The 21,882-nt window shown below is 71.7% G+C and carries 26 protein-coding genes and 1 pseudogene; 12 read left to right on the top strand and 15 right to left on the bottom strand.

The features are described 5' to 3' along the window. Positions 1-201 precede the first annotated feature (201 nt). The gene (locus AC2D8W_RS22345) at positions 202-1,068 is read right to left on the bottom strand and encodes a bifunctional regulator KidO (RefSeq protein ID WP_293481059.1); all 867 of its coding nucleotides are present in this window, start codon (positions 1,066-1,068) and stop codon (positions 202-204) included. A 90-nt stretch (positions 1,069-1,158) separates the two neighbouring features. On the opposite strand from AC2D8W_RS22345, the pseudogene AC2D8W_RS22340 reads away from it, so the two are divergent. Next, a pseudogene (locus tag AC2D8W_RS22340) lies at positions 1,159-2,082 on the top strand (XdhC family protein); the annotation flags it as partial. Positions 2,083-2,105: 23 nt separating this feature from the next. On the opposite strand, the gene AC2D8W_RS22335 reads toward AC2D8W_RS22340, so the two are convergent. From AC2D8W_RS22335 to AC2D8W_RS22315, 5 genes are all read right to left on the bottom strand, one after another. Next, positions 2,106-3,296, bottom strand: a complete 1,191-nt coding sequence (locus tag AC2D8W_RS22335) for a molybdopterin molybdotransferase MoeA (RefSeq protein ID WP_484673382.1) — start codon at positions 3,294-3,296, stop codon at positions 2,106-2,108. Continuing rightward, positions 3,293-3,763 carry a cyclic pyranopterin monophosphate synthase MoaC gene (gene moaC / locus AC2D8W_RS22330; RefSeq protein WP_484673381.1) on the bottom strand — a complete coding sequence of 157 codons (471 nt, stop codon included), beginning with the start codon at positions 3,761-3,763 and terminating at the stop codon, positions 3,293-3,295. Before moaC ends, AC2D8W_RS22335 begins: the two co-directional genes overlap by 4 nt. After that, entirely contained in the window at positions 3,763-4,314 is a 552-nt protein-coding gene (gene moaB / locus AC2D8W_RS22325) for a molybdenum cofactor biosynthesis protein B (RefSeq protein ID WP_484673380.1), read from the bottom strand. The genes moaC and moaB overlap by 1 nt, the downstream gene beginning before the upstream one ends. A 488-nt stretch (positions 4,315-4,802) precedes the next feature. After that, the gene (gene glmS / locus AC2D8W_RS22320; RefSeq protein WP_484673379.1) at positions 4,803-6,623 is read right to left on the bottom strand and encodes a glutamine--fructose-6-phosphate transaminase (isomerizing); all 1,821 of its coding nucleotides are present in this window, start codon (positions 6,621-6,623) and stop codon (positions 4,803-4,805) included. Positions 6,624-6,635: 12 nt separating this feature from the next. Continuing rightward, a complete protein-coding gene (locus tag AC2D8W_RS22315; protein WP_484673378.1) occupies positions 6,636-6,908 on the bottom strand; it encodes a hypothetical protein in 273 nt (90 codons plus the stop codon). Between the two features lie 143 nt (positions 6,909-7,051). On the opposite strand from AC2D8W_RS22315, the gene AC2D8W_RS22310 reads away from it, so the two are divergent. After that, complete coding sequence (locus AC2D8W_RS22310) at positions 7,052-8,428, top strand: deoxyribodipyrimidine photo-lyase (RefSeq protein WP_484673377.1); 1,377 nt, start codon at positions 7,052-7,054, stop codon at positions 8,426-8,428. A 50-nt stretch (positions 8,429-8,478) separates the two neighbouring features. Beyond that, positions 8,479-9,519 (top strand): TauD/TfdA family dioxygenase, encoded by a 1,041-nt coding sequence (locus AC2D8W_RS22305; RefSeq protein ID WP_484673376.1) that lies wholly within the window; start codon positions 8,479-8,481, stop codon positions 9,517-9,519. A gap of 22 nt (positions 9,520-9,541) precedes the next feature. Here AC2D8W_RS22305 and AC2D8W_RS22300 read toward each other — a convergent pair whose 3' ends face one another. From AC2D8W_RS22300 to moaA, 3 genes are read right to left on the bottom strand one after another with little or no spacing between them, the layout of a single operon-like run. After that, positions 9,542-9,985, bottom strand: a complete 444-nt coding sequence (locus tag AC2D8W_RS22300; RefSeq protein WP_484673375.1) for a molybdenum cofactor biosynthesis protein MoaE — start codon at positions 9,983-9,985, stop codon at positions 9,542-9,544. Beyond that, on the bottom strand, positions 9,982-10,221 hold the full coding sequence (locus AC2D8W_RS22295) for a MoaD/ThiS family protein (RefSeq protein ID WP_293481047.1): 240 nt from the start codon (positions 10,219-10,221) through the stop codon (positions 9,982-9,984). Before AC2D8W_RS22295 ends, AC2D8W_RS22300 begins: the two co-directional genes overlap by 4 nt. A gap of 3 nt (positions 10,222-10,224) precedes the next feature. Then, on the bottom strand, positions 10,225-11,262 hold the full coding sequence (gene moaA / locus AC2D8W_RS22290; RefSeq protein WP_484673374.1) for a GTP 3',8-cyclase MoaA: 1,038 nt from the start codon (positions 11,260-11,262) through the stop codon (positions 10,225-10,227). 29 nt (positions 11,263-11,291) lie between these two features. On the opposite strand from moaA, the gene AC2D8W_RS22285 reads away from it, so the two are divergent. Next, a complete protein-coding gene (locus AC2D8W_RS22285) occupies positions 11,292-11,879 on the top strand; it encodes a nucleotidyltransferase family protein (RefSeq protein ID WP_484673373.1) in 588 nt (195 codons plus the stop codon). Here AC2D8W_RS22285 and AC2D8W_RS22280 read toward each other — a convergent pair. Continuing rightward, positions 11,876-12,049 carry a hypothetical protein gene (locus tag AC2D8W_RS22280; protein WP_293481042.1) on the bottom strand — a complete coding sequence of 58 codons (174 nt, stop codon included), beginning with the start codon at positions 12,047-12,049 and terminating at the stop codon, positions 11,876-11,878. The two genes, AC2D8W_RS22285 and AC2D8W_RS22280, sit on opposite strands and share 4 nt — an antisense overlap. Before the next feature lie 201 nt (positions 12,050-12,250). Here AC2D8W_RS22280 and AC2D8W_RS22275 point away from each other — a divergent pair, with 201 nt between their 5' ends. Next, positions 12,251-12,718, top strand: a complete 468-nt coding sequence (locus tag AC2D8W_RS22275) for a hypothetical protein (RefSeq protein ID WP_484673372.1) — start codon at positions 12,251-12,253, stop codon at positions 12,716-12,718. A gap of 19 nt (positions 12,719-12,737) precedes the next feature. On the opposite strand, the gene AC2D8W_RS22270 is transcribed toward AC2D8W_RS22275, so the two are convergent. Further along, a complete protein-coding gene (locus AC2D8W_RS22270; protein WP_484673371.1) occupies positions 12,738-13,421 on the bottom strand; it encodes an O-methyltransferase in 684 nt (227 codons plus the stop codon). Next, positions 13,418-13,789 (bottom strand): VOC family protein, encoded by a 372-nt coding sequence (locus AC2D8W_RS22265; protein ID WP_484673370.1) that lies wholly within the window; start codon positions 13,787-13,789, stop codon positions 13,418-13,420. The genes AC2D8W_RS22270 and AC2D8W_RS22265 overlap by 4 nt, the downstream gene beginning before the upstream one ends. Positions 13,790-13,919: 130 nt before the next feature. Here AC2D8W_RS22265 and AC2D8W_RS22260 point away from each other — a divergent pair, with 130 nt between their 5' ends. Further along, a complete protein-coding gene (locus AC2D8W_RS22260; RefSeq protein WP_484673369.1) occupies positions 13,920-14,627 on the top strand; it encodes an AraC family transcriptional regulator in 708 nt (235 codons plus the stop codon). On the opposite strand, the gene AC2D8W_RS22255 is transcribed toward AC2D8W_RS22260, so the two are convergent. After that, the gene (locus AC2D8W_RS22255; protein WP_484673368.1) at positions 14,599-15,783 is read right to left on the bottom strand and encodes an aminotransferase; all 1,185 of its coding nucleotides are present in this window, start codon (positions 15,781-15,783) and stop codon (positions 14,599-14,601) included. The two genes, AC2D8W_RS22260 and AC2D8W_RS22255, sit on opposite strands and share 29 nt — an antisense overlap. 29 nt (positions 15,784-15,812) lie before the next feature. On the opposite strand from AC2D8W_RS22255, the gene AC2D8W_RS22250 reads away from it, so the two are divergent. Further along, positions 15,813-16,271: a GNAT family N-acetyltransferase gene (locus AC2D8W_RS22250; protein ID WP_484673367.1), complete on the top strand. Its 459-nt coding sequence runs from the start codon at positions 15,813-15,815 to the stop codon at positions 16,269-16,271. A 52-nt stretch (positions 16,272-16,323) separates the two neighbouring features. Further along, positions 16,324-16,770, top strand: coding sequence for a hypothetical protein (locus AC2D8W_RS22245; protein WP_484673366.1), 447 nt, complete (start codon positions 16,324-16,326; stop codon positions 16,768-16,770). A gap of 4 nt (positions 16,771-16,774) precedes the next feature. Here AC2D8W_RS22245 and trhA read toward each other — a convergent pair whose 3' ends face one another. Both trhA and AC2D8W_RS22235 read right to left on the bottom strand, forming a co-directional pair. Next, complete coding sequence (gene trhA, locus AC2D8W_RS22240; protein WP_293481026.1) at positions 16,775-17,437, bottom strand: PAQR family membrane homeostasis protein TrhA; 663 nt, start codon at positions 17,435-17,437, stop codon at positions 16,775-16,777. 68 nt (positions 17,438-17,505) lie between these two features. Then, on the bottom strand, positions 17,506-18,129 hold the full coding sequence (locus tag AC2D8W_RS22235; protein ID WP_484673365.1) for a glutathione S-transferase family protein: 624 nt from the start codon (positions 18,127-18,129) through the stop codon (positions 17,506-17,508). Positions 18,130-18,253: 124 nt separating this feature from the next. Between AC2D8W_RS22235 and AC2D8W_RS22230 the strand changes: the two genes are divergently transcribed. From AC2D8W_RS22230 to AC2D8W_RS22215, 4 genes are all read left to right on the top strand, one after another. Further along, entirely contained in the window at positions 18,254-19,552 is a 1,299-nt protein-coding gene (locus AC2D8W_RS22230; protein WP_484673364.1) for an MFS transporter, read from the top strand. Further along, positions 19,552-20,241: a type I pantothenate kinase gene (locus AC2D8W_RS22225; RefSeq protein WP_484673363.1), complete on the top strand. Its 690-nt coding sequence runs from the start codon at positions 19,552-19,554 to the stop codon at positions 20,239-20,241. Before AC2D8W_RS22230 ends, AC2D8W_RS22225 begins: the two co-directional genes overlap by 1 nt. 116 nt (positions 20,242-20,357) lie before the next feature. After that, a complete protein-coding gene (locus tag AC2D8W_RS22220; protein ID WP_484673362.1) occupies positions 20,358-20,744 on the top strand; it encodes a VOC family protein in 387 nt (128 codons plus the stop codon). Positions 20,745-20,834: 90 nt separating this feature from the next. Beyond that, positions 20,835-21,668 carry a TIGR00266 family protein gene (locus tag AC2D8W_RS22215; protein ID WP_484673361.1) on the top strand — a complete coding sequence of 278 codons (834 nt, stop codon included), beginning with the start codon at positions 20,835-20,837 and terminating at the stop codon, positions 21,666-21,668. Positions 21,669-21,882 lie beyond the last annotated feature (214 nt).

Raw genomic sequence — 21,882 nt, 5'->3', positions numbered from 1 at the left:
GTCCGTCCTCAAGATCCGGTCATCCCGGCGAAGGCCGGGATCCAGATGGAAGGGCTCAGATGCGGGTTCCGTAGGCTCGGAGCCCCTCCAACCACGATCTCGCACGTGAAATCTGGGTCCCGGCATTCGCCGGGACGGCCGGAAGTTGTTGAAATCGCTGATGTCGAAGTGAGTCCGAACCCTGCCGCATCCCGCGGCGGATCAGGCGGCCGCCCAGTTCAGCGCGTCGGGGTCGTCGATCGCCATCTCGTCCCAGTCCAGGTCGGGCGGCGGGCTCATGGCGGCCGCGACGACGGCGCTCATCTCGGCGGCCGAGGTGACGCCCACGAGCACGGCCGTGGCTTCCGGGCGGGTCAGCGCAAAGCCTAGAGCGGCCTGCAGCGGGTCGGACTTGCCCTCGGCGATCAGACGCCGCGCGCGGCTGATGCGGCCGGCGGCGGCCTTCAGGTGGCTGGGCGCCCGGTCGGGCGGCAGGAACAGCACCCCGTTCAGGAAGATGGATCGCAGGTGCACCTCGATCCCCATCTCGGCCAGGGTGGCGAGCGAGCCGTCCAGCAGCAGCCGCTGGTCGAGGAGCGAGGCCGGCGCCTGGACGACGTCGGGCTTGAAGCGCCGCGCCACGCCGACCGGGTCGTCCGAGGCGTAGACCGGCACGCCGATCCGCCGGCAGACGCCGGCGTCCTTCAGCGCCCTCAGCCGGTCCCAGAGCGACGCGCCCTGCGGGGCGAGCAGGTCGGTGGCCGACGGCGCGAGGATGGTGTCGACACGCTCGACGCCGAGGCGCAGCATCTGGGCGCGAAGCTCGGCCTCGGCCACTTCGGGGCCGCGGTCGGGGCGGATGCTGGTGAGCGTGACCTTGAACGGGTTCGGCTGCGGCAGCGCGCCGCGAAGCAGGGTGTCGGCCGTCGTCGAGCCGCGCACGACGTCCAGCACGCCCATGCCCGAGCGCCCGGCGATGGAGAGGATGTCGCGAGCCTCGGCGTCGCGCGGCCGGCCGCGGCTCATGGCCGGCTGATCGAGGCCGAACTGGCCGGTTCCGAGGCCGAGCTTGCTGAGGGAGGCGGTCATGCGGCGGGCAGGCTCGGCGGCTGAAATGCTTGGTGGAATCCGTTTCCGAGACCATTTTGTCGCAGGAAAGCTAAGAAGGCGTATCCGAGGGTGATTGACGTTCCCGGTCCCGACTCGCCCCTTCCCGAGTGGCCTACCTTCGGCCTCGACGAGGACGTCCGCCCGGCCCTGCGCCGCGCGGCCGAGGCGGGAAACCCCCTGGTCCTGGCGACGCTGGTGGCCGTGGAGGGCGGTGGCCCGCGGCCCGAAGGCACCCAGATGGTCTTCGCCGAGGGGGTGCTGGCCGGCTACTTCTCGGGCGGCTGCGTCGAAGGCGACGTGGCCGGCCACGCCTGGGCCGTGCTCGCGGACGGGCAGGCCCGGCGACTGGTGTACGGCGAAGGCAGCCCCTGGCCCGACATCCGCCTGCTCTGCGGCGCCCGCATCGAGATCTTCGTGGAGCGGGTGGGACCGCACGATCCCGCGCTGGCGGAGCTGCTCGCGGCCGAGGCAGAGCGTCGGCCGGTGACCTACCTGAGCGACGGCGCCCGGCGCAGCTGCGGACCGGACCCCGCGCCGTGGCCGGGCGTCCAGGTGGTGCGGCGTCACGAGCCCAGGCCGCGGCTGGTGATCGTGGGCGGCGATCCGACCGCCCTGGCCATCGCCGAGCTGGGGGTGAAGTCCGGCTTCGAGACGACGCTGGTGCGGCCCAAGGGACCGTCCACCCCGCCGCCGATCCCGCACCTGGCCTACCGCCGGGACGATCCGGGCCCGGCGCTGGCGGCCATCGGCCTCGACCCGTGGACGTACGTGGCCGTGGCGACCCACGACCTGGAGACCGACCGCGAGGCGCTGAAGGCGGCGCTGCCCTCCCGAGCGGGCTACGTCGGCCTGCTGGGCGCGCGCCGGCGACTGGCCGGGCGCGTCGCCGAGCTGGAGGACATGGGGATGCCGGCGGCGGCGCTGGCGCGGCTGCACGCCCCGATCGGCCTGGACATCGGCGGCAAGGCGCCGTTCGAGGTGGCGGTCTCGGTGATCGGCGAGATCACCGCCGTCCGCTACGCCCGCGCCAGCGGCAGCGCCTCGACGACGTCGCCCGCGGACAGCGCCGGCGCATCCGCCGGCCGCCGCAGCAGCGCGTTGGACGCGTTGAAGACCCCGATCAGCGAAGAGTCCTGATCCGGGAACGCCTCGATGGTGACGCCGCCGTCCGCGTAGGCGAGGCGCGCACGCATCCAGTGCTCGCGGGAGCCGTTGGCGGGAAGCGGCCGGGCGAGCCGGGCCGAAAGGGTCGGCGGCGTCGGGTCCGCCCCGGCGTAGGCGCGCAGCAGCGGACGGAGGAACAGCTCGGCGCAGACCAGCGCGGACGCGGGATTCCCGGGCAGGCCCAGCAGCCTGCGCCCGTCGCCCAGGACGCCGAAGAAGGTGGGCTTGCCCGGCCGGACGTTGACGCTGGCGACCCGCAGATCGAGGCCCAGCGCCGCCGCGGCGGCCCGCACCAGGTCGTGGTCGCCCACCGAGGCCCCGCCCACCGTCACCACCAGGTCGCCCTTGGCGTCCCGCAGCGCCTGGATCGTGGTCTCGAGGTCGTCGCGAACCGGCTTGGCGCGCCGGACCTCGCCGCCCCAGCCCGCGATCAGCGCCTCCAGGGCCCGGGAGCCGGAGTCGTAGATCTGGAAGGGCCCGGGCGTGGCCGGCGCCTCGACGATCTCCTCGCCGGTCGAGAACAGCGCCACCTGGGGCCGGCGGCTCACCGACACCTCGGCCCGTCCGGCGGCGGCGGCCAGCGACAGGCGCCAGGCGTCGATGGCGACGCCGCGCGGCAGCAGCACGTCGCCCGCCGCGAAGTCGCCGCCCGCCGGGCGCAGGTGGCGCCCTGCCGGGGTGGCGGGGACGGCGACGGCGTCGCCGTCGCGCCGGGCGTCCTCCTGGATCACGATGGCGTCGCACCCGGCGGGCACGGCGGCGCCGGTGAAGATGCGGACCGCCTCGCCGGGACCGACCTCGCCCTCGAAGCCGCGCCCGGCCGCGCTCTCGCCGACGATCCGCAGGTCGCCCGGCGTGTCCGCCGCCCGCACGGCCCAGCCGTCCATGGCGGAGGCGGCGAAAGGCGGCTGGTCACGCACCGCGCGGACGTCCTCGGCCAGCACCCGGCCGACGGCGGCGGGCAGGGGAACCGTCTCGGCCGGCAGCGCGGCGACCTCGGCCAGCATCCGGGCGCGGGCGTCGTCGACGGGGAGCAGCTTCATGCCGACCAGTCGCCGCTCTTGCCGCCGGTCTTGGAGACCAGCCGGACCGCCTCGATGACCATGCCCTTCTCGGCCGCCTTCAGCATGTCGTAGAGCGTCAGCAGCGCCACCGAGCAGGCGGTCAGCGCCTCCATCTCGACGCCGGTCTGCCCCGTGGTCTTGACCCGCGCGGTGACCGAGAGGCCCTCGTCGCCGGGCTCGACCCGCACCTCGGCCTTGGCGATCGGCAGGGGGTGGCACATGGGGATGAGGTCGGACGTCTTCTTGGCGGCCATCACGCCCGCGATCTCGGCCACGGCGCGGACGTCGCCCTTGCGGCCTTCGCCGGACATCGCGAGCGCCAGCGTCTCGCGCGACATCCGCAGGAAACCCTGCGCCACCGCCTCGCGGGCGGTCACCGCCTTGTCCGAGACGTCGACCATGCGGGCGCGACCGGTCTCGTCGATGTGGGTGAGCTTTCCGGCCACTAGGCTTCCATCAGCCGCGGCATCAGCTCGACCATGTTGCAGGGGCCGTGGCGGCTGTCGAGCTGGGCCGAGATCACCTTGTCCCAGCCGTCCTTCACCGCGCCGTTCGAGCCCGGAAGGCAGAAGACGAAGCAGCCCTTCACGATGCCGGCCAGCGCGCGGCTCTGCAGGGTGGAGAGCCCCACCGACTGGTAGCTGACCAGGTGGAACACCACCGAGAAGCCGTCGATCTCCTTGTCGAACAGCGGGCGCACGGCCTCGGGCGTGACGTCGCGGCCCGTGATGCCGGTGCCGCCGGTGGAGACGATGGCCTCCACCCCTTCGCCGACCCACTTCAGGATCTGCGCGCGGATCTGCTCGACGTCGTCCTTGACGATCCCCTTGGCGACCAGTTCGTGCCCGGCGTCCTTCACGCGGCCCGCCAGCAGGTTGCCGGAGGTGTCGCTTTCCTCGTCGCGGGTGTCCGAGATCGTCAGCACGGCGACGCGGACGGGCTTCAGCGGCTTGGCGGTGTCGATCTTTCCGCCGGGGCTCAGCACAGGGGCGTTCATGTCGGACTCCTTCGCCGCCCTTCTAAACCGTCATCCCCCCGGAAGCGAAGCGCCAGTGGGCTGCAGGCGCTGGCCGAGCTCGGAGCCAAGGACCCCTCCACCCTGCTGCGCAGGGTCCCCGCACCCCGGAACGAAGCGACAGGAACCACGGAATACTCGGAACACGCGGAATCACACGGAAGACCCCTGGGCCTCCCCGCAGGGCCCCTTCCGCGTATTCCGCGGTTCCGACGCGAAGCGTCCTCAAGAGGAACCACGAATGAACACGAATGCACACGAATGGGACCCGGGCCTTTCCGCGACCATTCGTGTTCTTCGTGTGCATTCGTGGTCGACAAAACGGGCCTTCGGCCGATCAGCTCAACGGGTTCCCCGCCCCTCGTCGGTGAGGACCAGGATCCAGGGAGCTCGCAAAGCGCGCTTCCTCGAACCGATGTCATCCCGGGTTCCGCGCAGCGGAACTGGGACGGCGGGGGCGGCCGCGGACCTCACTCGACGGTGACGGACTTGGCGAGGTTGCGGGGCTGGTCGATGTCGCGTCCGAGGCCCTGGGCGACCTGGTAGGCCAGGAGCTGAAGCGGGACGTTCATCAGGATCGGCGCGAGCTCGGGCTCGGAGCGGGGGACCGCGAAGGCCGCCTCGACGCCGTCGACCTTGACGCCCGGATGGGTGATCGCCAGCACCGGCCCCTGGCGCGTGCGCACCTCGGCGATGGTGGAGAGGTTCTTCGCCAGCAGCTCGTCGTCGGGCAGGACGACCACCGTCGGCGTCTCGGGCGCGATCAGGGCCAGGGGGCCGTGCTTGAGCTCGGAGGCGGCGTAGGCCTCGGCGTGGAGGTAGCTTACCTCCTTCAGCTTCAGCGCGCCCTCCATGGCCACAGCATAGCCGGCCGCGCGGCCGATGAAGTAGGCGTGCTCGCTGCGGACCAGGCGGGCGGTGAGCGGCGCCAGCTCGGCCTCGCGCTCGACGATCCCGGCGATCTGGTCGGGCAGGGCCGACAGCCCGGCCAGCAGCCGCGCGCCCTGGGCCGCCGACAGATCCCGCACCCGCCCGAGCTGCAGCGCCAGAAGGGCGAAGGCGACGGCCGTGCAGGTCCAGGTCTTGGTGGAGACCACCGCCACCTCGGGCCCCGCGTGCAGGTAGACGCCCCGGCCGCACTCGCGCGCGATGGTCGAGCCCACCGTGTTGACGACGCCGAGCACCCGCCCGCCCTTCCGCTTCACCTCCTGGATCGCCGCCAGGGTGTCGAAGGTCTCGCCCGACTGGCTGACGGCGACATAGAGCGTGTCCTGCTCGATCACCGGGTTGCGATAGCGGAACTCCGAGGCGGGCTCGGCGTGCGCAGGGATGCGGGCCAGCGTCTCGATCAGGTGCGCGCCCAGCACGCCCGCGTAGCCGGCCGAGCCGCAGCCGAGGATCTTGACCCGGCGGATGTCGAGCATCTCGCGCGCCGCGAGCTCGATGCCCCCCAGGTGCGCCGTGGAGAACCGCGCGTCGAGCCGGCCCATCAGCGTGCGGCGCACCGCGTCGGGCTGCTCGGCGATCTCCTTGCGCATGAAGTGGGCGTAGTCGCCCTTGTCGAAGCCCGCGGCCTCGCCCTCCAGCGCCTGGGTGGCCTTGGCGGTTTCGGTCCCCTCCAGCGTCAGCACCGAGAAGCCGTCGGCCCGGACCTCGGCGATCTCGCCGTCGTCCAGGTGGGCCACGGTCTTCGCATGCCCCATCAGGGCGGAGGCGTCCGAGGCGACGAACATCTCCGCGTCGCCCACGCCGATCACGACCGGGCCGCCGTTGCGGGCGGCGACGATGGTCCCGGGCCGCGCGGCGTCGATCACGGCGAGGCCATAGGCGCCCTTCACCTGCCGCAGGGCCGCGCGGACGGCGTCGAGAAGGCTGTTCTCGGGCCGGGCGGCGATCAGGTGCGCCAGCACCTCGGTGTCCGTCTCGGAGCGGAAGGCGAAACCGTCGGCGGCCAGCCGCGCCCGCAGCTCGGCGGCGTTTTCGATGATGCCGTTGTGCACGACCGCGATGCGGCCCTGGGCGTCGGTGTGCGGGTGGGCGTTGGCGTCGCTGGGCTCGCCATGCGTGGCCCAGCGGGTGTGGGCGATCCCCGTCGTTCCCGGGAGGCCCGCCGCGGGCAGGGCGGCGTCCAGCTCCCGCACCTTGCCCTTGCGCTTGTGGACCGCGAGGCGCCCCTCGTGCGCGACCGCCACGCCCGCCGAGTCGTAGCCGCGGTACTCGACCCGCCGCAGGCCTTCCATCAGCAGCGGCAGCGCGGCGCGCTCGCCGACGTATCCGACGATGCCGCACATCAGCGCGCCCCCTCAGCCGTAGATGATCCGGCGGATCTGGCGGATCGAATAGGGCGGGGCCGGAAACCGCCGCTGGGCGAGCTCGTCGGCGATCCGCGCGTAGATCTCCTCGTTCCGGCACCCCAGCCTGAGCAGTGCGGCATGGCGCCTGCGGATGAAATCCTGCGGGCTTTCGCCCAGGTACGAGAGCACGTCATCGACGATCCGCCTTGCCTGCGAAGGATCGAGCCCGCTGGATCGCGCCACGTAGGCCACGAGGTCGTCCAGGTCGCCCGCATCCGACATCGGTGGTGGATCTGCCTCGGCCATCCTCCGCAGACAACGCGCGTGCCCGAAATCGGGCAAGCTCAAAATCGCGCGCCGGGAAGCGTCGCCAATCGGCCTGAAGCGTGTTTTCTCCGGCGTCCGTTTTCCGCGTGGAGCGTCCGGTGATCTCGTCCGCCCGTCTGAAGGTTCTCGTCGACGCCCCGCCGAGGATCCCCGCGCGCTACGTGCTCTACTGGATGCAGCAGTCGCAGCGGGCGGACTTCAATCCGGCGCTGGAGTTCGCCATCGACGAGGCGAACGCGCTCGACCTGCCGGTGCTGGTCTGCTTCGGCCTGACGGCGTTCCCGGAGGCGAACGCCCGCCACTACGGCTTCATGCTGGAGGGTCTGGCCGAGGCGCGGCGGCGTCTGGCCGATCGCGGGGTCGGCTTCGTCATCCGCAAGCAGCCGCCGCACGAGCTGGCCCGCGCGCTCGCGGCCGACGCCGCGCTGGTGGTCTGCGACCGGGGCTACCTGAAGATCCAGCGCACCTGGCGCGCCCGTCTCGCCGATGGCCTGGACCGGCGGCTCGTGCAGGTGGAGGGCGACGTCGTGGTCCCGATCGAGCGGGCCTCGGACAAGCACGAGTACGCCGCCCGCACGCTGAGGCCGCGCCTGCATCGGGTCTGGGACGAGTTCCTGGAGCCCCTCGAGCCGCGCGAGCTGCGACGCCGCATGGACCGGTTCGACCTGGAGGGCGCGCTGGACCTGGACGACGTGGCCGCCATCCTGGCCGGCCTGAAGATCGACCATTCTGTTGGCCAGGTCCGCCGGTTCCCGGCCGGCGAGGGCGCGGCGCGAGCCCGGCTCGACGCCTTCGTGGCCGACGGCCTGCATCGCTACGGCGCCGAACGGGGCAAGCCCGAGGCCCGCGCCGCCTCGCTCATGAGCCCCTACCTCCACTTCGGCCAGATCTCGCCGGTGGAGATCGCCCTGGCTGCGCGGCGGCACAGCCGCGGCGACAACCGGACCAGCTTCCTGGAGGAGCTGATCGTCCGCCGCGAGCTGTCGATGAACCACTGCTTCTACGAGACCGACTACGACCGCTACGCCGCCATGCCGGAATGGGCGCGCAAGACCCTGGCGGACCACGCGGGCGATCCGCGTCCCCACGTCTACAACCGCGCCCAGTTCGAAGCGGCCGGGACGCACGATCCCTACTGGAACGCCGCCATGCGCGAGATGACGGCCACCGGGTACATGCACAATCACCTGCGCATGTACTGGGGAAAGAAGATCCTGCACTGGTCGGCCTCGCCCGAGGAGGCGTTCGAGACGACCCTGGCGCTGAACAACCGCTGGTTCCTCGACGGGCGCGATCCGAACTCGTTCACCAACGTCGGCTGGCTGTACGGCCTGCACGACCGCCCGTGGGGGCCGCAGCCGGTGTTCGGCACGGTGCGCTCGATGGGTCCCAACACGTTCAAGAAGTTCGACGCCGCCGCCTATGTGCGCGACGTCGCGCGGCTGGCGGCGGCGGAGACCGGCGGCCCCGATTGACATTTCCGAATTTCCAGAAATATTGAACCGCAGGTGTGAGGGAGCCTGCGATGTCCGAGACGATGCCGAGCCGTCCGGCGATGCCCGCCGCGCGCCTGACCTCTCCGGACGTCTGGTCCGGCCGCGACCTCGCGGGCCTCGCGGACTGGCGCTACGCGTTCACTCCCGCGGACATCGACGAGCTGATCGCGGCGGTCCGGCGGGCGGCCGATCGCCCGTGGCGGGCGTGGCGGGCGTGGCGGCGGGAGGACGTCCCCCTGCCCACGCTGGGTCCGCGGATCGCAGAGTGGGTTCGCGAGCTGGACGCGGGGCGCGGGTTCGTCCTCCTTCGCGGCTTCCCGGTCGGCGACCACCCGGAGGACGTCTGCGCCGGCGCCTACTGGGCGCTGGGCCTGCACATGGGCCGGGCGATCTCGCAGAACACCGACGGCGATCTGCTGGGCCGGATCGAGGACACGGGGGCCGATCCGAAAGCCTATGGCGTGCGCCTCTACAAGACCCGCGCCGAGCAGGATTTCCACACCGACGCCGCCGACATGATCGGCCTCTTCTGCCTGCAGGCGGCGAAGTCGGGCGGCGTCAGCCGGATCGTCAGCTCGCCGGCGATCTTCAACCGGATGCTCGCCGAGCGGCCCGATCTCGTCCCCGTGCTGTTCGAGCCGTTCCCCTTCGACACGCAGGGCCAGCACAAGCCCGGCGAGAAGGCGTGGTTCGAGATCCCGCTCTGCCGCTGGGACGGCCGGCGCCTGCGCACCTTCTTCGTGCCCTGGTACATCCGCGAGAGCCAGCAGCACGCCGCCTGTCCGCGACTGTCGCGGGCCCAGGTCGAGGCCATCGAGTTCATCGAGCGGGCGGCGAACGACCCGGACGCCTACCTCGACATGAACTTCCGGCCCGGCGACATGCAGTTCCTCAAGAACGCCGCCGTCCTGCACAAGCGGACCGAGTACGAGGACTGGCCCGAGCCCGAGCGCAAGCGGCGCCTGCTTCGCCTGTGGCTGGTGGATCCCAACTTCTCGGCGGGCGACGAGCGCCTGCGCCGCGGCGTGGCGGCCGGCCAGAGCCTCATCCGTTCGGACGGAACCGGCTGAACCCACGTTTCGGAAACGCGCTCTAGCCCCAGCGCTCGCGGTCGGCGTGATCCTGGGCGGTGGGCTCGATCCAGCGCTCGCCGTCGGGGCCGTGCTCCTTCTTCCAGAAGGGCGCGCGGGACTTCAGGTAGTCCATGAGGAGGTCGCACGCCTCGAAGGCCGCGCGCCGATGACCGGCGGCGGTGGCCACGAAGACGATCGGCTCCCCCGGCTGGATCCGGCCGACGCGGTGCAGGATCGCCAGGTCGTGCAGGCCGAAGCGCGCCCGGGCCTGATCGGCGATCCGCCCGATCTCGGCCTCGGTGAAGCCGGGATAGGCCTCCAGTTCCAGGATCGCGGTGCGGCCCGCCTCGGCGCGCGCGATGCCGGTGAAGGTGGCGACCGCGCCGGTCTCGCTGCGGCCGGACGTGAACGCGGTCAGGAGCGCGCCCGGGTCGAACGGCGCTTCGGTGAGCCGGATGCTCATCCGCCGCTCATCGGAGGCAGGAAGGCGACCTCGCTGGCCGGGCCCAGGGCCGCGTCGCCGCGGACGACCGCCTGATCGACGGCCACCTGGACGCCCTTGCCGCCGAGCGCCGCGCCCAGCTCCGGGTCCTCGGAGGCCAGGGTGGCGCGCAGCTCGTGGACCGACGCCGCGGCGATCTGGCGTTCGCGCCAGCCGGCGAGGTCGCGCAGGGGTCCGAACAGCAGCACGCGGGCCATGACTCAGCCGCCCGTGGTGGACATGTGGCGGGCGACGGCCGGCGCCTTGCGCGCGATCTGGAAGTCGTGGCCCTTCGGCTTGGCGTCGACGCCGCCGCGGATCGCCTCGGCCAGCTCGGCGTCGGTCGCGCCTGCGCGGATCACCGCGCGCAGGTCCGTGGCGTCCTCCTGGCCCAGGCAGGTGTGCAGCGTGCCGGTGCAGGTGAGGCGCACGCGGTTGCAGGATTCGCAGAAGTTGTGGCTGAGCGGCGTGATGAAGCCCAGCCGGCCGCCGGTCTCGGCGACGCGGACGTAGCGGGCTGGCCCGCCTGTCGACAGGGGCAGGTCCTCGAGCGTCCAGAAGCTCTCGAGTTCGGCGCGGACGTCCCTCAGCGACAGGAACTCGTCGGTGCGGTCCACGTCGACCTCACCCATCGGCATCGTCTCGATCAGGGTGAGGTCGCAGCCGCGCTCATGGGCCCAGCGGACCAGTTCGGGGATCTCCGCCGCGTTGGAGTCCTTCAGGGCCACGGCGTTGATCTTGACCGACAACCCGGCCGCCTGCGCCGCGGCCACCCCCGCCTGGACCTTGCCGAGGTCCCCGCCGCGGGTCAGCCGGCGGAAGAGGTCGGGCTTCAGGGTGTCCATCGAGACGTTGACCCGCCGCACCCCGGCGGCGGCCAGGTCGGGCGCGAACTCGGCGAGCCGCGTGCCGTTGGTGGTGAGCGTCAGCTCCTCCAGCGCGCCCGTGGCCAGATGGCGGCCGAGGCCGCGGACCAGGTCCATCATGCCCTTGCGCACCAGCGGCTCCCCGCCGGTCAGCCGGATCTTGCGCGTCCCCAGGGCGACGAACGCCGAGGCGATCCGGTCGAGCTCCTCCAGGGTCAGCACCTCGACCTTCGGCAGGAAGGTCATGTGCTCGGCCATGCAGTAGACGCAGCGCAGGTCGCAGCGGTCGGTGACCGAGAGCCGCAGATAGCTCACCGTGCGGCCGAACCCGTCCACCAGCGGGGCGGCCGCGACGGGGCTGGGCCTGGGCGCGATGTCATCGTAGGGCGTCATTCACGCAGCAAGATAGGGGGAAACCGATCGTGGCGACAGGCGCCGACTTCGCGGCGGTGGTGCTGGCGGCGGGCTCGGCCTCGCGGTTCGGCGGCGGCAAGCTGATTGCGCCCTATCGCGGCGCGCCGCTCCTCCACGGCGCCCTGGCCGCGGCGAAGGCGGCGCCCGCCGCGACCATCACCGTCGTCACCGGCGCCGGCGCCGAGGCGGTCGCCGCCTGCGCGCGGGCCTTCGACGCCGACGTCCGCCTGGTCCACGCGCCCGACCACGCCGAAGGCATGGGCGCCTCGCTGCGCGCGGGGATCGCCGCGCTCGCGCCCGGGGTCGCCGGGGCCTTCGTGTTCCTGGGCGACATGCCCCGTGTGCCGATCGGCGTCCTGGAACCCCTCGCCCAAGCGGTGCGGGCGGGCGCTCCGGCCGCCGCCCCGACCTTCAGGGGCGCGCGCGGTCACCCGGTCGTGCTGTCAGCGGCGCTGTTCCCGCAGGCCCTGACCCTCTCGGGCGATGTCGGCGCCCGGCCCCTGATCCAGGCGTTGGGCGGGCGGCTTGCGCTGGTGGAAGCGCCCGACGATGGCGTGCTGTTCGACGTCGACGAACGCGGCGATCTCGGTCGCTAGACCCGGATGTCGAGCCGTCCGGCGGTGGGCGAGGGCGCGATGCGGACCTGGTCGGCCATGTTGAGCTTGCGCGCCGTCGCGGCGACCGTCTGCGCCACCTGCACCGAAGTGGGCAGGGTCAGGGCCGTCCAGAGCCCCTGTCCGGAATTTCGCAGCTGCACGCTGACCATAGCGCCCGCCTCGACATTCTACCCCTCAGGAGTAACTTAGCGCCCTTAATCGGCGGTTAAAGAAAAGTTCACTTTCTGGTTGCAGTACAATCTGTCGCACCCGTTATGGGTATTCCTCACGTTTCAGCGGGTTTTCCGCCGTTTTCGGCGCCTTCCCATAGGCATCTTGCCGCCCCGCGTTCTGCGAGCGATCCTCGGCCCATGATCAGACGGTTTGTTTCCCCCCTCGCGGCCGTCGCGGTCCTTGCCGTCGCCCCGGCCGCCGCGGCCGGCGACTACATCGTGGTCGCATCGACGGATCCTTCGCTGGTGCGGGGCCAGGCGCTGGACGCCGGCGGGCGGGTCGAGCTCGCGCCCGGACGCACGCTCACCCTGATGCACGCCTCGGGCGACGTCCTCCGGCTGAAGGGCGCCCCCGGCGGGATCGTGCTGCCGGCGCGCAAGGCCAACCAGGCCGAGGCCGACCGCCTGGCCATCCTCAGGGTGATGGTGGCGCCGGCGGCCCGGCAGACCGTCGGCTCGACGCGGACGCGTTCCGGGATCTGCCCTTCGCCGGAAAGCCTCGCCACGCTCGACGCCATCGTCCAGGTGCACGCGGCGGGCTGCGCGAGCTCGGCCGGCGAGGCGCTCGAGAGCTGGCTCGCCGCCCACACGCCGGCGGAATCCTAGGAAGGGGCGCCGCGGGCGCCTACACCTTGACCACCAGCTCCAGGCCGCCGCTGAACGGCAGGGTCATGGTGCGCAGGCCGTTCGCCGGGTCGTTCACATAGGCGAAGAAATGGCGGTAGGCGTGGCGGAAGACGTCGCCGGTGTTGTCCGCCACCACGATGGCGCCTGGACGCAGGTGCGGCCCCACGAGCTCGATGGCCGGCCGCGCCATCTCGGTCCAGATGTCCATCAGGACGAAGTCCACCGGCCCCTCGATCACCTTGAGCGTCTCGCGCAGATCGCCCTCGCGCAGGTCGATCAGGTCGGCGAGCCCGGCCGCCGCGAAGTTGGCCCGCGCGGCGGCGGCCTTGGCGGGCTCGTACTCCGTTCCGATCACGACGCCAGCCCCGTCGGGCCCGCAGACCTGCCGCACCGCGTCGGCCAGGTAGAGGGTCGAGACGCCGAAGGAGGTGCCGATCTCCACCACGCGCCGGGCGCGCAAGGCGAGGCACAGCATGTGGCAGAACTCGGACTTGATGGGCTCCAGCGCCACCATCTTGTCGGCCATGAAGCGGTTGGCGGCCGCGTCGAGGGCGTCCCAGGACAGGTCGCCGCGCTTGGCCCGCTCGCCGAAGTAGCGGACGGTCTCGGCTTCCTGGGCGGCGCTTCTGGCCTGCAGGGCGTCGATGCGCGCCTGCAGCGACGGATCGGTCAGGACGCTCACGGCGCGGGCCTCTCGTACTGCATGGCGCCGGCGATATTGCCTTCCGTGTCCTGGAACCAGACCAGCCGGCCGACGCCCTGGATGTGGAACGGCGCCATCAGGACCTTGCCGCCGTTGGCCTCGATGGCCGCCACGGCCGCCGCGATGTCCTCGACGCCGAAGGTCACCTCGATCCCCGGCATGGCCTGGCCGCCGACGGATCGCCGCCCCTGCACCGCGCCGCGCAGGCCGGGCGTGGGCGTCTCTGCGCTGAAGAAGTCGGGCGGCCCCCACGGCGCGAACGACCAGCCGAAGACCGTTTCATAGAACCGGCGCGCCCGTGGGACGTCGTCGGCGTTGATGGCGAAATGGCGCAGGGCTCCAGGCATGGCGGGCTCCTCCCTCTCGAGCCAGGCTAGGCGTTTGCCCCGAGGCGCGCTCGCGCTAGTCTGACGAATTATGTCGTCAGCGCGCCAAAACGTGCGGGACCTGGACGGCTTTCCCGTACGCGGCCTCGCCGTGACCTACGGAGACAAGGCCCGGCTCGACCGCCACACCCATCCCTGGGCGCAGCTCGTCTATGCGGCGAGCGGGGTGATGGTGGTCTCCACGCCCACGGCCTCCTGGATGGTGCCGCCGACGCGCGCCATCTGGGTGCCGGGCGGGACGCCGCACGAGATCCAGATGCGCGGGCAGGTGGCCATGCGCACCCTCTACCTCGCGCCGTCGGGCGCGGATTCGCGGCTCGACGTCTGCCGGGCGATCGAGGTCGCGCCCCTCCTGCGGGAGCTGATCCTCCACATCGTGCGCCTGGGCATGCTCGAGATGGACGACCCGGCCCACGCCCGGCTGGAGGCGCTGCTGCTGGACCTGCTGGCCGCCGGCGAGACGGCGCCGCTCGAACTGCCGCTGCCGCAGGATCCCAGGGCCCGGGCCTTCGCGGCCCGGCTGATGGACCAGCCGGGCGCGGCGGGTTCCCTGGCCGAGCTCGCCCGCGGCGCCGGCGCCTCGCTCCGCACGCTGCAGCGCCTGTTCCTGGCCGAGACCGGGCTGCCCCTGGAGGCCTGGCGGGGCCGGGCGCGCATGCAGCAGGCGGTGGTCTCCCTCAGCGCAGGGGCGTCGGTCACGGCCGCCGCGCTCGACGCCGGCTACCAGAGCCCCTCGGCCTTCATCGCCGCGTTCCGGCGGACCTTCGGCGTCACGCCGGCAAGGTGGCGGGCCGCCTGACGGCCAGGTCGCGCGCCCTGGCCAGCCGCCGGACGCCCTCGTCCAGCGTGGCGTCGGCCTTCGAGAAGCACAGGCGCATGATCGAGGTCACCGGGTCGTGCTCGTAGAAGGCCGACACGGGGATCGCCGCGACGCCGGCCTCCCTGACGGCCATGAGGCAGAAGTCGCGATCCCCCAGGCCGACGCCCGAGCCGGGGAGGTCGACGTTGAGGAAGTAGGTGCCTTCGCTCGACAGGACCGAAAAGCCCTCGCGGCGCAGGCCCTCGGCGAGGCGGTCCCGCGACGCCTGCAGCTTGCGCGGCATCGTCTCGAACCAGTCGTCCGGGTTCTCCAGGCCCCAGGCCACGGCGGCCTGCAGGTTCGGGGGCGTGGTGAAGGTGAGGAACTGGTGGGTCCGCGCCAGCGCATGCGTCAGACGCGGCGCGGCGCAGAGGAAGCCCACCTTCCAGCCGGTGAGGCCGAACATCTTGCCCGCCGAGCCGATCTTCACCGTGCGATCGCGCATCCCGGGAAAGGCGATCAGCGGCCGGTGGCGCGCGGCGCCGAACACGACCTGCTCCCAGACCTCGTCGCACACGGCGACCGCGTCGTGGGCCACGCAGAACTCGGCCAGGAGCGCGAGGTCCTCCTCGGGCAGAACGACGCCGGCCGGGTTGATCGGGTTGTTCAGCACCACCAGCCTTGTCCGCGCGCTGAAGACCGACTGGAGCATTTCGCGGCTGAGGCGCCAGTGAGGCGGCGAGAGGCTGACGAGCCGGGTCACGCCGCCCGCGCGCCGGATCATGGGCAGGTACGAGTCGTAGGCCGGCTGGAAGACGATCACCTCGTCGCCTTCGTTGACGAGGCCCAGGAAGCTGGCGGCCAGGGCCTCCGTGGCGCCCGACGTCACCGTGACTTCGCTCGCCCAGTCGAGGTCGAGCCCCTGGCGCCGCGCATAGTGCGCCGCCACCGCCTGGCGCAGCTCCGGCAGCCCGGCCATGGGCGGGTACTGGTTGTAGCCGTCCAGCACCAGCTCGGCCGCCCGCGCGCGGATCGGCGCGGGGCCGGGATCGTCCGGGAATCCCTGGCCGAGATTGATCGCGCCCAAGGTCCGGGCCAGCCCCGACATCTCCTCGAAGATCGTGGTGGGCAGGGATGAGAAAATCGCGTTGACCATCGGTCCGATCTTGGCGGCAGACTTCGCCCATGACCATCGCGATCGTCGAGTTTGAGCCCGGCCACGCCGAAGCGTTCCGCACGCTGAACGAGGCGTGGATCTCGAAGCACTTCGCCATCGAGCCCAAGGACCGGGAGGTGCTGGGCGATCCTCAGGGGAAGATCATCGCCCCGGGCGGCCGCGTCTTCATGGCCCTGCTGGGCGGGGAGCCCGTCGGCTGCGTGGCGCTCATGAAGATGGGCGACGGCGGCTACGAGGTGGCGAAGATGACCGTGGCCGAGACCCTCCGCGGCTCGGGCCTGGGCCGCCGGCTGATGCAGCGCTGCATCGACGCCGGAGCGGAAATGGGCGCCTCCCGGCTCTACCTCGAGACCAATTCCAGCCTCGGTCCGGCGCTCGGGCTCTACCGCGCCATGGGGTTCAGGGACCTCGCCCCCGTCGAGACGCCCTACGCCCGCGCGGACGTGTTCATGGAGCGGCGCTACTAGTTGCGAATGACTCGCAACTGCAATAACCTCCGACTCCCTGGAGGCCACGTTCATGCCCACATCCGATGTCCGCGACCCGCTCACCCACGGCGAGCGGCTGCTGATCCGCGCGGTGCGCCTGCTCGCCCTCGGAGGCTGCGCCGGGCTGCCCGGCCACTTCGACGCCGCCTGCGGCCTCCACGGCGCGGAGACCTACCGGATGCTGACCGCCTTCGTGCAGCAGCTGTCCCTGGCCGGCCGGCGCCGCGTGCAGCTGTCGCCGCCGCGGGCGGCCGCGCTCAGCGCCGACGAGGCGGCGATCCTCGACGTCTTCGGCGCGGCCCAGGCCGACGACTACCGCACGCTGGACGAGCGCCTGACGGCCCTGGCGGGTGGACCGCCGCCCGCCTCGCTGGGCGCCGCGGCGTGCTGGGTCGCGGAGGCGTTCGCGCTCAACGGCCTGACCTTGCGCACCAGCTTCGACGCGGCCGCGACGCCGGTGCTCTACGCGGCGGAGTGAGGGATCAGGGCTGGGCGGCCAGCACGACGCCCAGCAGCACCGCGGCCCAGTGCGCGGCGGCGGCGGCCACGACGTGCCCGTGCCAGATGGCGCGCGCGAACTTCAGCCGCTTGTTCACGTAGAAGATCACGCCGGTGGAATAGAGCACGCCGCCCGTGACCAGCAGGGCCATCGCGTACCAGGCCAGGCTGTCGATCATCGGCTTCATGGCGATCACCACGAGCCATCCGAGCGCGAGGTAGACCACCACCCAGAACTTCCGGTCGATGCCGGTCAGGAACAGCTTGCCCAGCGCCCCCAGCGCCGCGATCGACCAGACGGCCGCGGTCATCCCCCAGCCCCACGCCCCCGGCAGGTTGATGGTGAAGGGCGTGTAGGAGCCGGCGATCATCAGGAAGATGCCGGCGTGGTCGAGACGCCGCAGGGTCGGCCGGTAGCGGTGGTGCGCGAAGTTGTACGCGGTCGAAAAGGCCAGCATGGCCACGACGCCCAGGCCGTAGATCGACACGCCGACGACCTGGCTGATCGAGCCGCCCGCGACCGCCAGAGCCAGGAGCACCACGCCGCCGACGAGCGCCAGCGTCAGGCCCATGACGTGCACGACCAGGTCGGCGCACTTGGCGCCCGGCGTGGGGTAGTGGCGCGGCGGCTTGACCGACAGTTCCATGGGCGGCTCCTTACACCGCCACCGTGTCACGCGTATGGCGCCGGGCGCTAGTGCCCGGGCGACACGGATCAGCCGGCTTCCACCGCCGCCAGCACCGCCCTCGTCGCGGGCCGCTCGCCCATCCGCGCGAAGTGGTCGGCGAGCCGCGGGAAGGCGGCCATGTCCAGGCCGTCGCGCGGCAGCCAGCTGGTGATCACATAGAGGTAGGGATCGCAGACGCTGAAGGCCTCGCCCAGCGCCCAGGGCCCCGCGAACAGTCGCTCGTCGATCAGGCGCATGGCCTCGCCGAAGACCTCCGGCGCCTTGCGCCGCATGTCGGCGATGGCCGCCGGATCGTCCGCCCACCGGTATCCGCGGTAGCGGTGCGCCGCCGCCGGATGAACCCACGAGCAGAGGTAGGACATGAGCGATTCGGCCTGAGCCATGGCGAAGGCGTCGCCCTCGGGCATCAGGCGCGCCTGGGGGAATGTGCGGGCGATGTAGCCGAGGATGGCCGGGGCCTCGGTGATCACGCCGCGCTCGGTCTCGAGCGCCGGCACGCGCGACTTGGGATTGACGGCGAGGTAGGCCGCGCCCCGCTGCTCGTTCTCGGCGAAGTTGAGGCGGTGGGCCTCGTAGTCGGCGCCGGCCTCGGCCAGCGCGAGTTCGCAGGCCAGCCCGATGGTGCCCCTGCCGGTGTGAAGCCTCAGCATGACGTCTCCTCCCCGGCCGCGATCTGAACGCGTCCGGCAGGCCCGGCAAGGCCCTGCGCGGATCGCCGGATTGAACCGGCCCGCGAAAGCGGGTGGTATCGCGCCACGGGATGAGGGGACCGCCGTGACCGCAGACACCGCCGACAGCGGAATCGCCGCGCGCGAGGCGAATCGCCTGCGCTCCATCCTGGCCGGCTCGGCTGGGAACCTCGTCGAGAGCTTCGACTGGTTCGTCTACGCCGCGTTCGGCCTCTACTTCTCGCAGGTTTTCTTCCCGGGCGGCGACCGGACGACCCAGCTCCTGAACACCGCCGCCATCTTCGGCGTCGGCTTCCTGGCGCGGCCCTTCGGCGCCTGGATCATGGGCCTCTACGGCGACCGCATCGGGCGCAAGGCCGCCATGGTGGCCTCGGTCAGCCTCATGTGCGCGGGTTCGCTGATCATCGCGGTCTGCCCCGGGTATGCGCAGATCGGCGTCGCGGCCCCGGCCATCCTCGTCTTCGCCCGCATCCTGCAGGGCGTGAGCATGGGCGGCGAGTACGGGGCCAGCGCGACCTACCTGTCGGAAATGGCGAGCCGGAAGAACCGCGGCTTCTGGTCGGGCGTCTTCTATTCGACCCTGATCGCGGGCCAGCTGATGGCCATGGGCGTGCTCCTGCTGCTCACCGCCGTCCTGTCGCCCGAGGACATGCAGGCCTGGGGCTGGCGGATCGCCTTCTTCATCGGCGGCGGCCTGGCGATCGCGGTATTCTGGCTGCGGCGCGGAATGGACGAGACGCCCTCGTTTCACGCGCGGACGGGACCCAAGGCCACCACCTGGGGGCTGATCGCCAGCCACCCGAAGGAGAGTCTGACGGTCATCGGCCTGACCGTCGGCGGGACGCTCGCGTACTACACGTACACGACCTACATCCAGAAGTTCCTGGTCAACACCTCGGGCTTCACCAAGGACCAGGCGAACCTGATCACCGCCGGCGCGCTCGCCGTCTTCATGCTGGTGAACCCGCTGATCGGGTCGCTGTCGGACCGGGTGGGCCGTCGCGCGATCCTGCTGACGTTCGGGGTCCTGGGCATGACGCTCACCTGGCCGCTGCTCTCGACGCTGGCCAACACGCGCGACGTCTGGCTCGCCTTCCTGCTGGCGGCGGGCGCGCTGGTGATGGTGGCCTGCTACTCGTCGGTGAACGCGGTGGTGAAGGCCGAGCTCTTCCCCACGGCCACGCGGGCGCTGGGCGTGGCGCTGCCCTACTCGCTGGCCAACGCGGCGTTCGGCGGGACGGCCGAGTATGTGGCGCTGGCCTTCAAGCAGGCCGGCCACGAGACGCGGTTCTTCACCTACGTCAGCGTGACCATCGCCGGTTCGCTGCTGGTCTACCTGCTGATGCCCGACACCCGGCGCCACAGCCGGATCGCGGAGGACTGATGGCCCGGCTGCTCGCGGACCTGGTCGCCGGGGTGTCCCGGCGGGCCGCCGGACAGGAGGTGTTCCTGCTCGGCGTCACGGGCGGGGTCGCCGCCGGGAAGAGCACGCTGGCGCGGGCGATCGGCGACGGGCTGGAGGCCGCGGGGCATCCGGTCCAGATCGTGGCCACCGACGGGTTCCTGAAGCCGAACGCCCAGCTCGAAGCCGCGGGCCTCGGCATGAAGAAGGGCTTCCCCGAGACCTATGACACCGGCGCGCTGCACGCCTTCCTCGAAGCGCTGGCGGCGGGGCGCGCCGCGCAGATCCCGGTCTACAGCCACGTGACCTACGACGTCCTGCCCGGCGAGGCCCGGACCGTCGACGGCGCCGGGGTGGTGATCGTCGAGGGCATCAACGTCCTGCAGACGCCGCAGGCGCGGTCGCGCTTCGGGCTCTCGCTCTACGTCGACGCCGACCCCGCCCACGCCAAGGCGTGGTATCTGGCCCGGCTCCACGGGATCATCGAGGCCGATCCCGAGAGCTTCTTCGCCAGGCTGGACCCGGTCCAGCGCGACGCCATGTTCGAGGCGGCCTGGACCCATCTGAACCTGGTGAACCTGCACCAGCACATCGCGCCGACGATGGCGCATGCCGACGTCGTGGTGCGCAAAGCCGCGGATCACACCCTGCAGGAACTCCGCTGGCGCTGACCACCGTCGTCATCCCGGTTTCCGCGGTGGCAGAAGACCTCTATCTGGCGTCCCTTGGGACATCGAGTCGACGGGACGCCGAAACGGCGTTGCCTGGACGGACGGGGAGAGCTGACGTGCTGGGGACCTGCGACGCCGTCGCTTTCGTCACGACCACGGACTATGCGCGCGCCAGAGCCTTTTACGAGGGCGTGCTCGGCCTCGCGTTTCGCAGCCAGGACGACTTCGCCCTCGTCATGCAGGCCAAGGGCGTGAAGCTGCGCATCGTGCGGATGCAGACGGTGGATCCCTCGCCGCACACCGTCTTCGGGTTCGAGGTTCCGGACGTGCGCGCGACGGCGCGGGTGCTGCGCGAGAGGGGCGTGACGTTCGAAATCTACGGGTTCTTCGGCGACGCCCAGGACGCGGACGGAATCTGGACGCCGCCGGGCGGCGCGGACGGCGTGGCGTGGTTCAAGGATCCGGACGGCAACCTGCTCTCGATCTCCCAGGCGGGCGGCTGAACCATCCACCGTTTGGCCCCGTCCGAGGCTTAAGCGCGGCGTCTCGGCGCCCTATATCGACGCCCGTCACTCAACGGAGAGCCACCCCCCATGTCGCAGGGCCCCTGGAGCCACCATCACCGCAACGCCGGCGTCGCCGACGACATCGAGTTCGAGATCAAGGGCGGGGACCTGCAGTTCGTCGAGATCGAACTGGATCCCGGGGAGAGCGCCATCGCCGAGGCGGGCTCGTTCGTCTGGAAGGACGCCGCCGTCGACATGACCACGGTGTTCGGCGACGGCTCTGGCGGTCAGGGCGCGGGCTTCATGGGCGCGCTCCTGGGCGCCGGCAAGCGGCTGCTGACGGGCGAGAGCCTGTTCACGACGGTGTTCACCAACGAGGGCCGCGGCAAGGCGAAGGTGGCGTTCGCCTCGCCGACGCCCGGCGCGATCCTTCCGATCAAGCTCGACAGCGTCGGCGGCACCCTGATCTGCCAGAAGGACAGCTTCCTGGCCGCGGCTAAGGGCGTGTCGATCGGCATCGCCTTCCAGCGCCGCGTCATGACCGGGCTGTTCGGCGGCGAGGGCTTCATCATGCAGAAGCTCGACGGCGACGGCTGGGTGTTCGTGCAGATGGGCGGCACGCTGGTCGAGCGTGAGCTGGCCCCGGGCGAGGTCGTGCACGTGGACACCGGCTGTCTCGCGGCGTTCACGCCCAGCGTGGACTTCGATCTCGAGATGGTGCGCGGCGTGAAGAGCATGTTCTTCGGCGGCGAAGGCGTGTTCTTCGCGCGGCTGACCGGCCCGGGGAAGGTCTGGATCCAGTCGCTGCCGTTCGCGCGCCTGGCGGGCCGGATGCTGGCGGCGGCGGGCCCTGGCGGCCAGAACCGCGGCGAGGGCTCGGTGCTGGGCGGGATCGGCGACCTGATCGGCGGCAACCGGTAGTCCCGCCGGCCGCGGCGACCCGAACGCCCTCAAGCTTTTGATTCGGGGCCTCATTGTCCCGCTCAGACGGTTCCGTCTGAACGGGTGAGGCTCTAGGGTGAAAACTCGATCAGCTTGTTGATGGTGTTTGCCAAATCGTGATTCAAGCTCTGCGGAGGTGGATCATGAGCAACGAATTCTGGTTCAGCGACGAGCAGTGGGCGAAGATCGAGCC

This window comes from Phenylobacterium sp. T106, from assembly GCF_057219735.1.
Note: the sequence above shows the minus strand (reverse complement) of the source record. Positions and strands in the feature narration are given on the sequence as shown.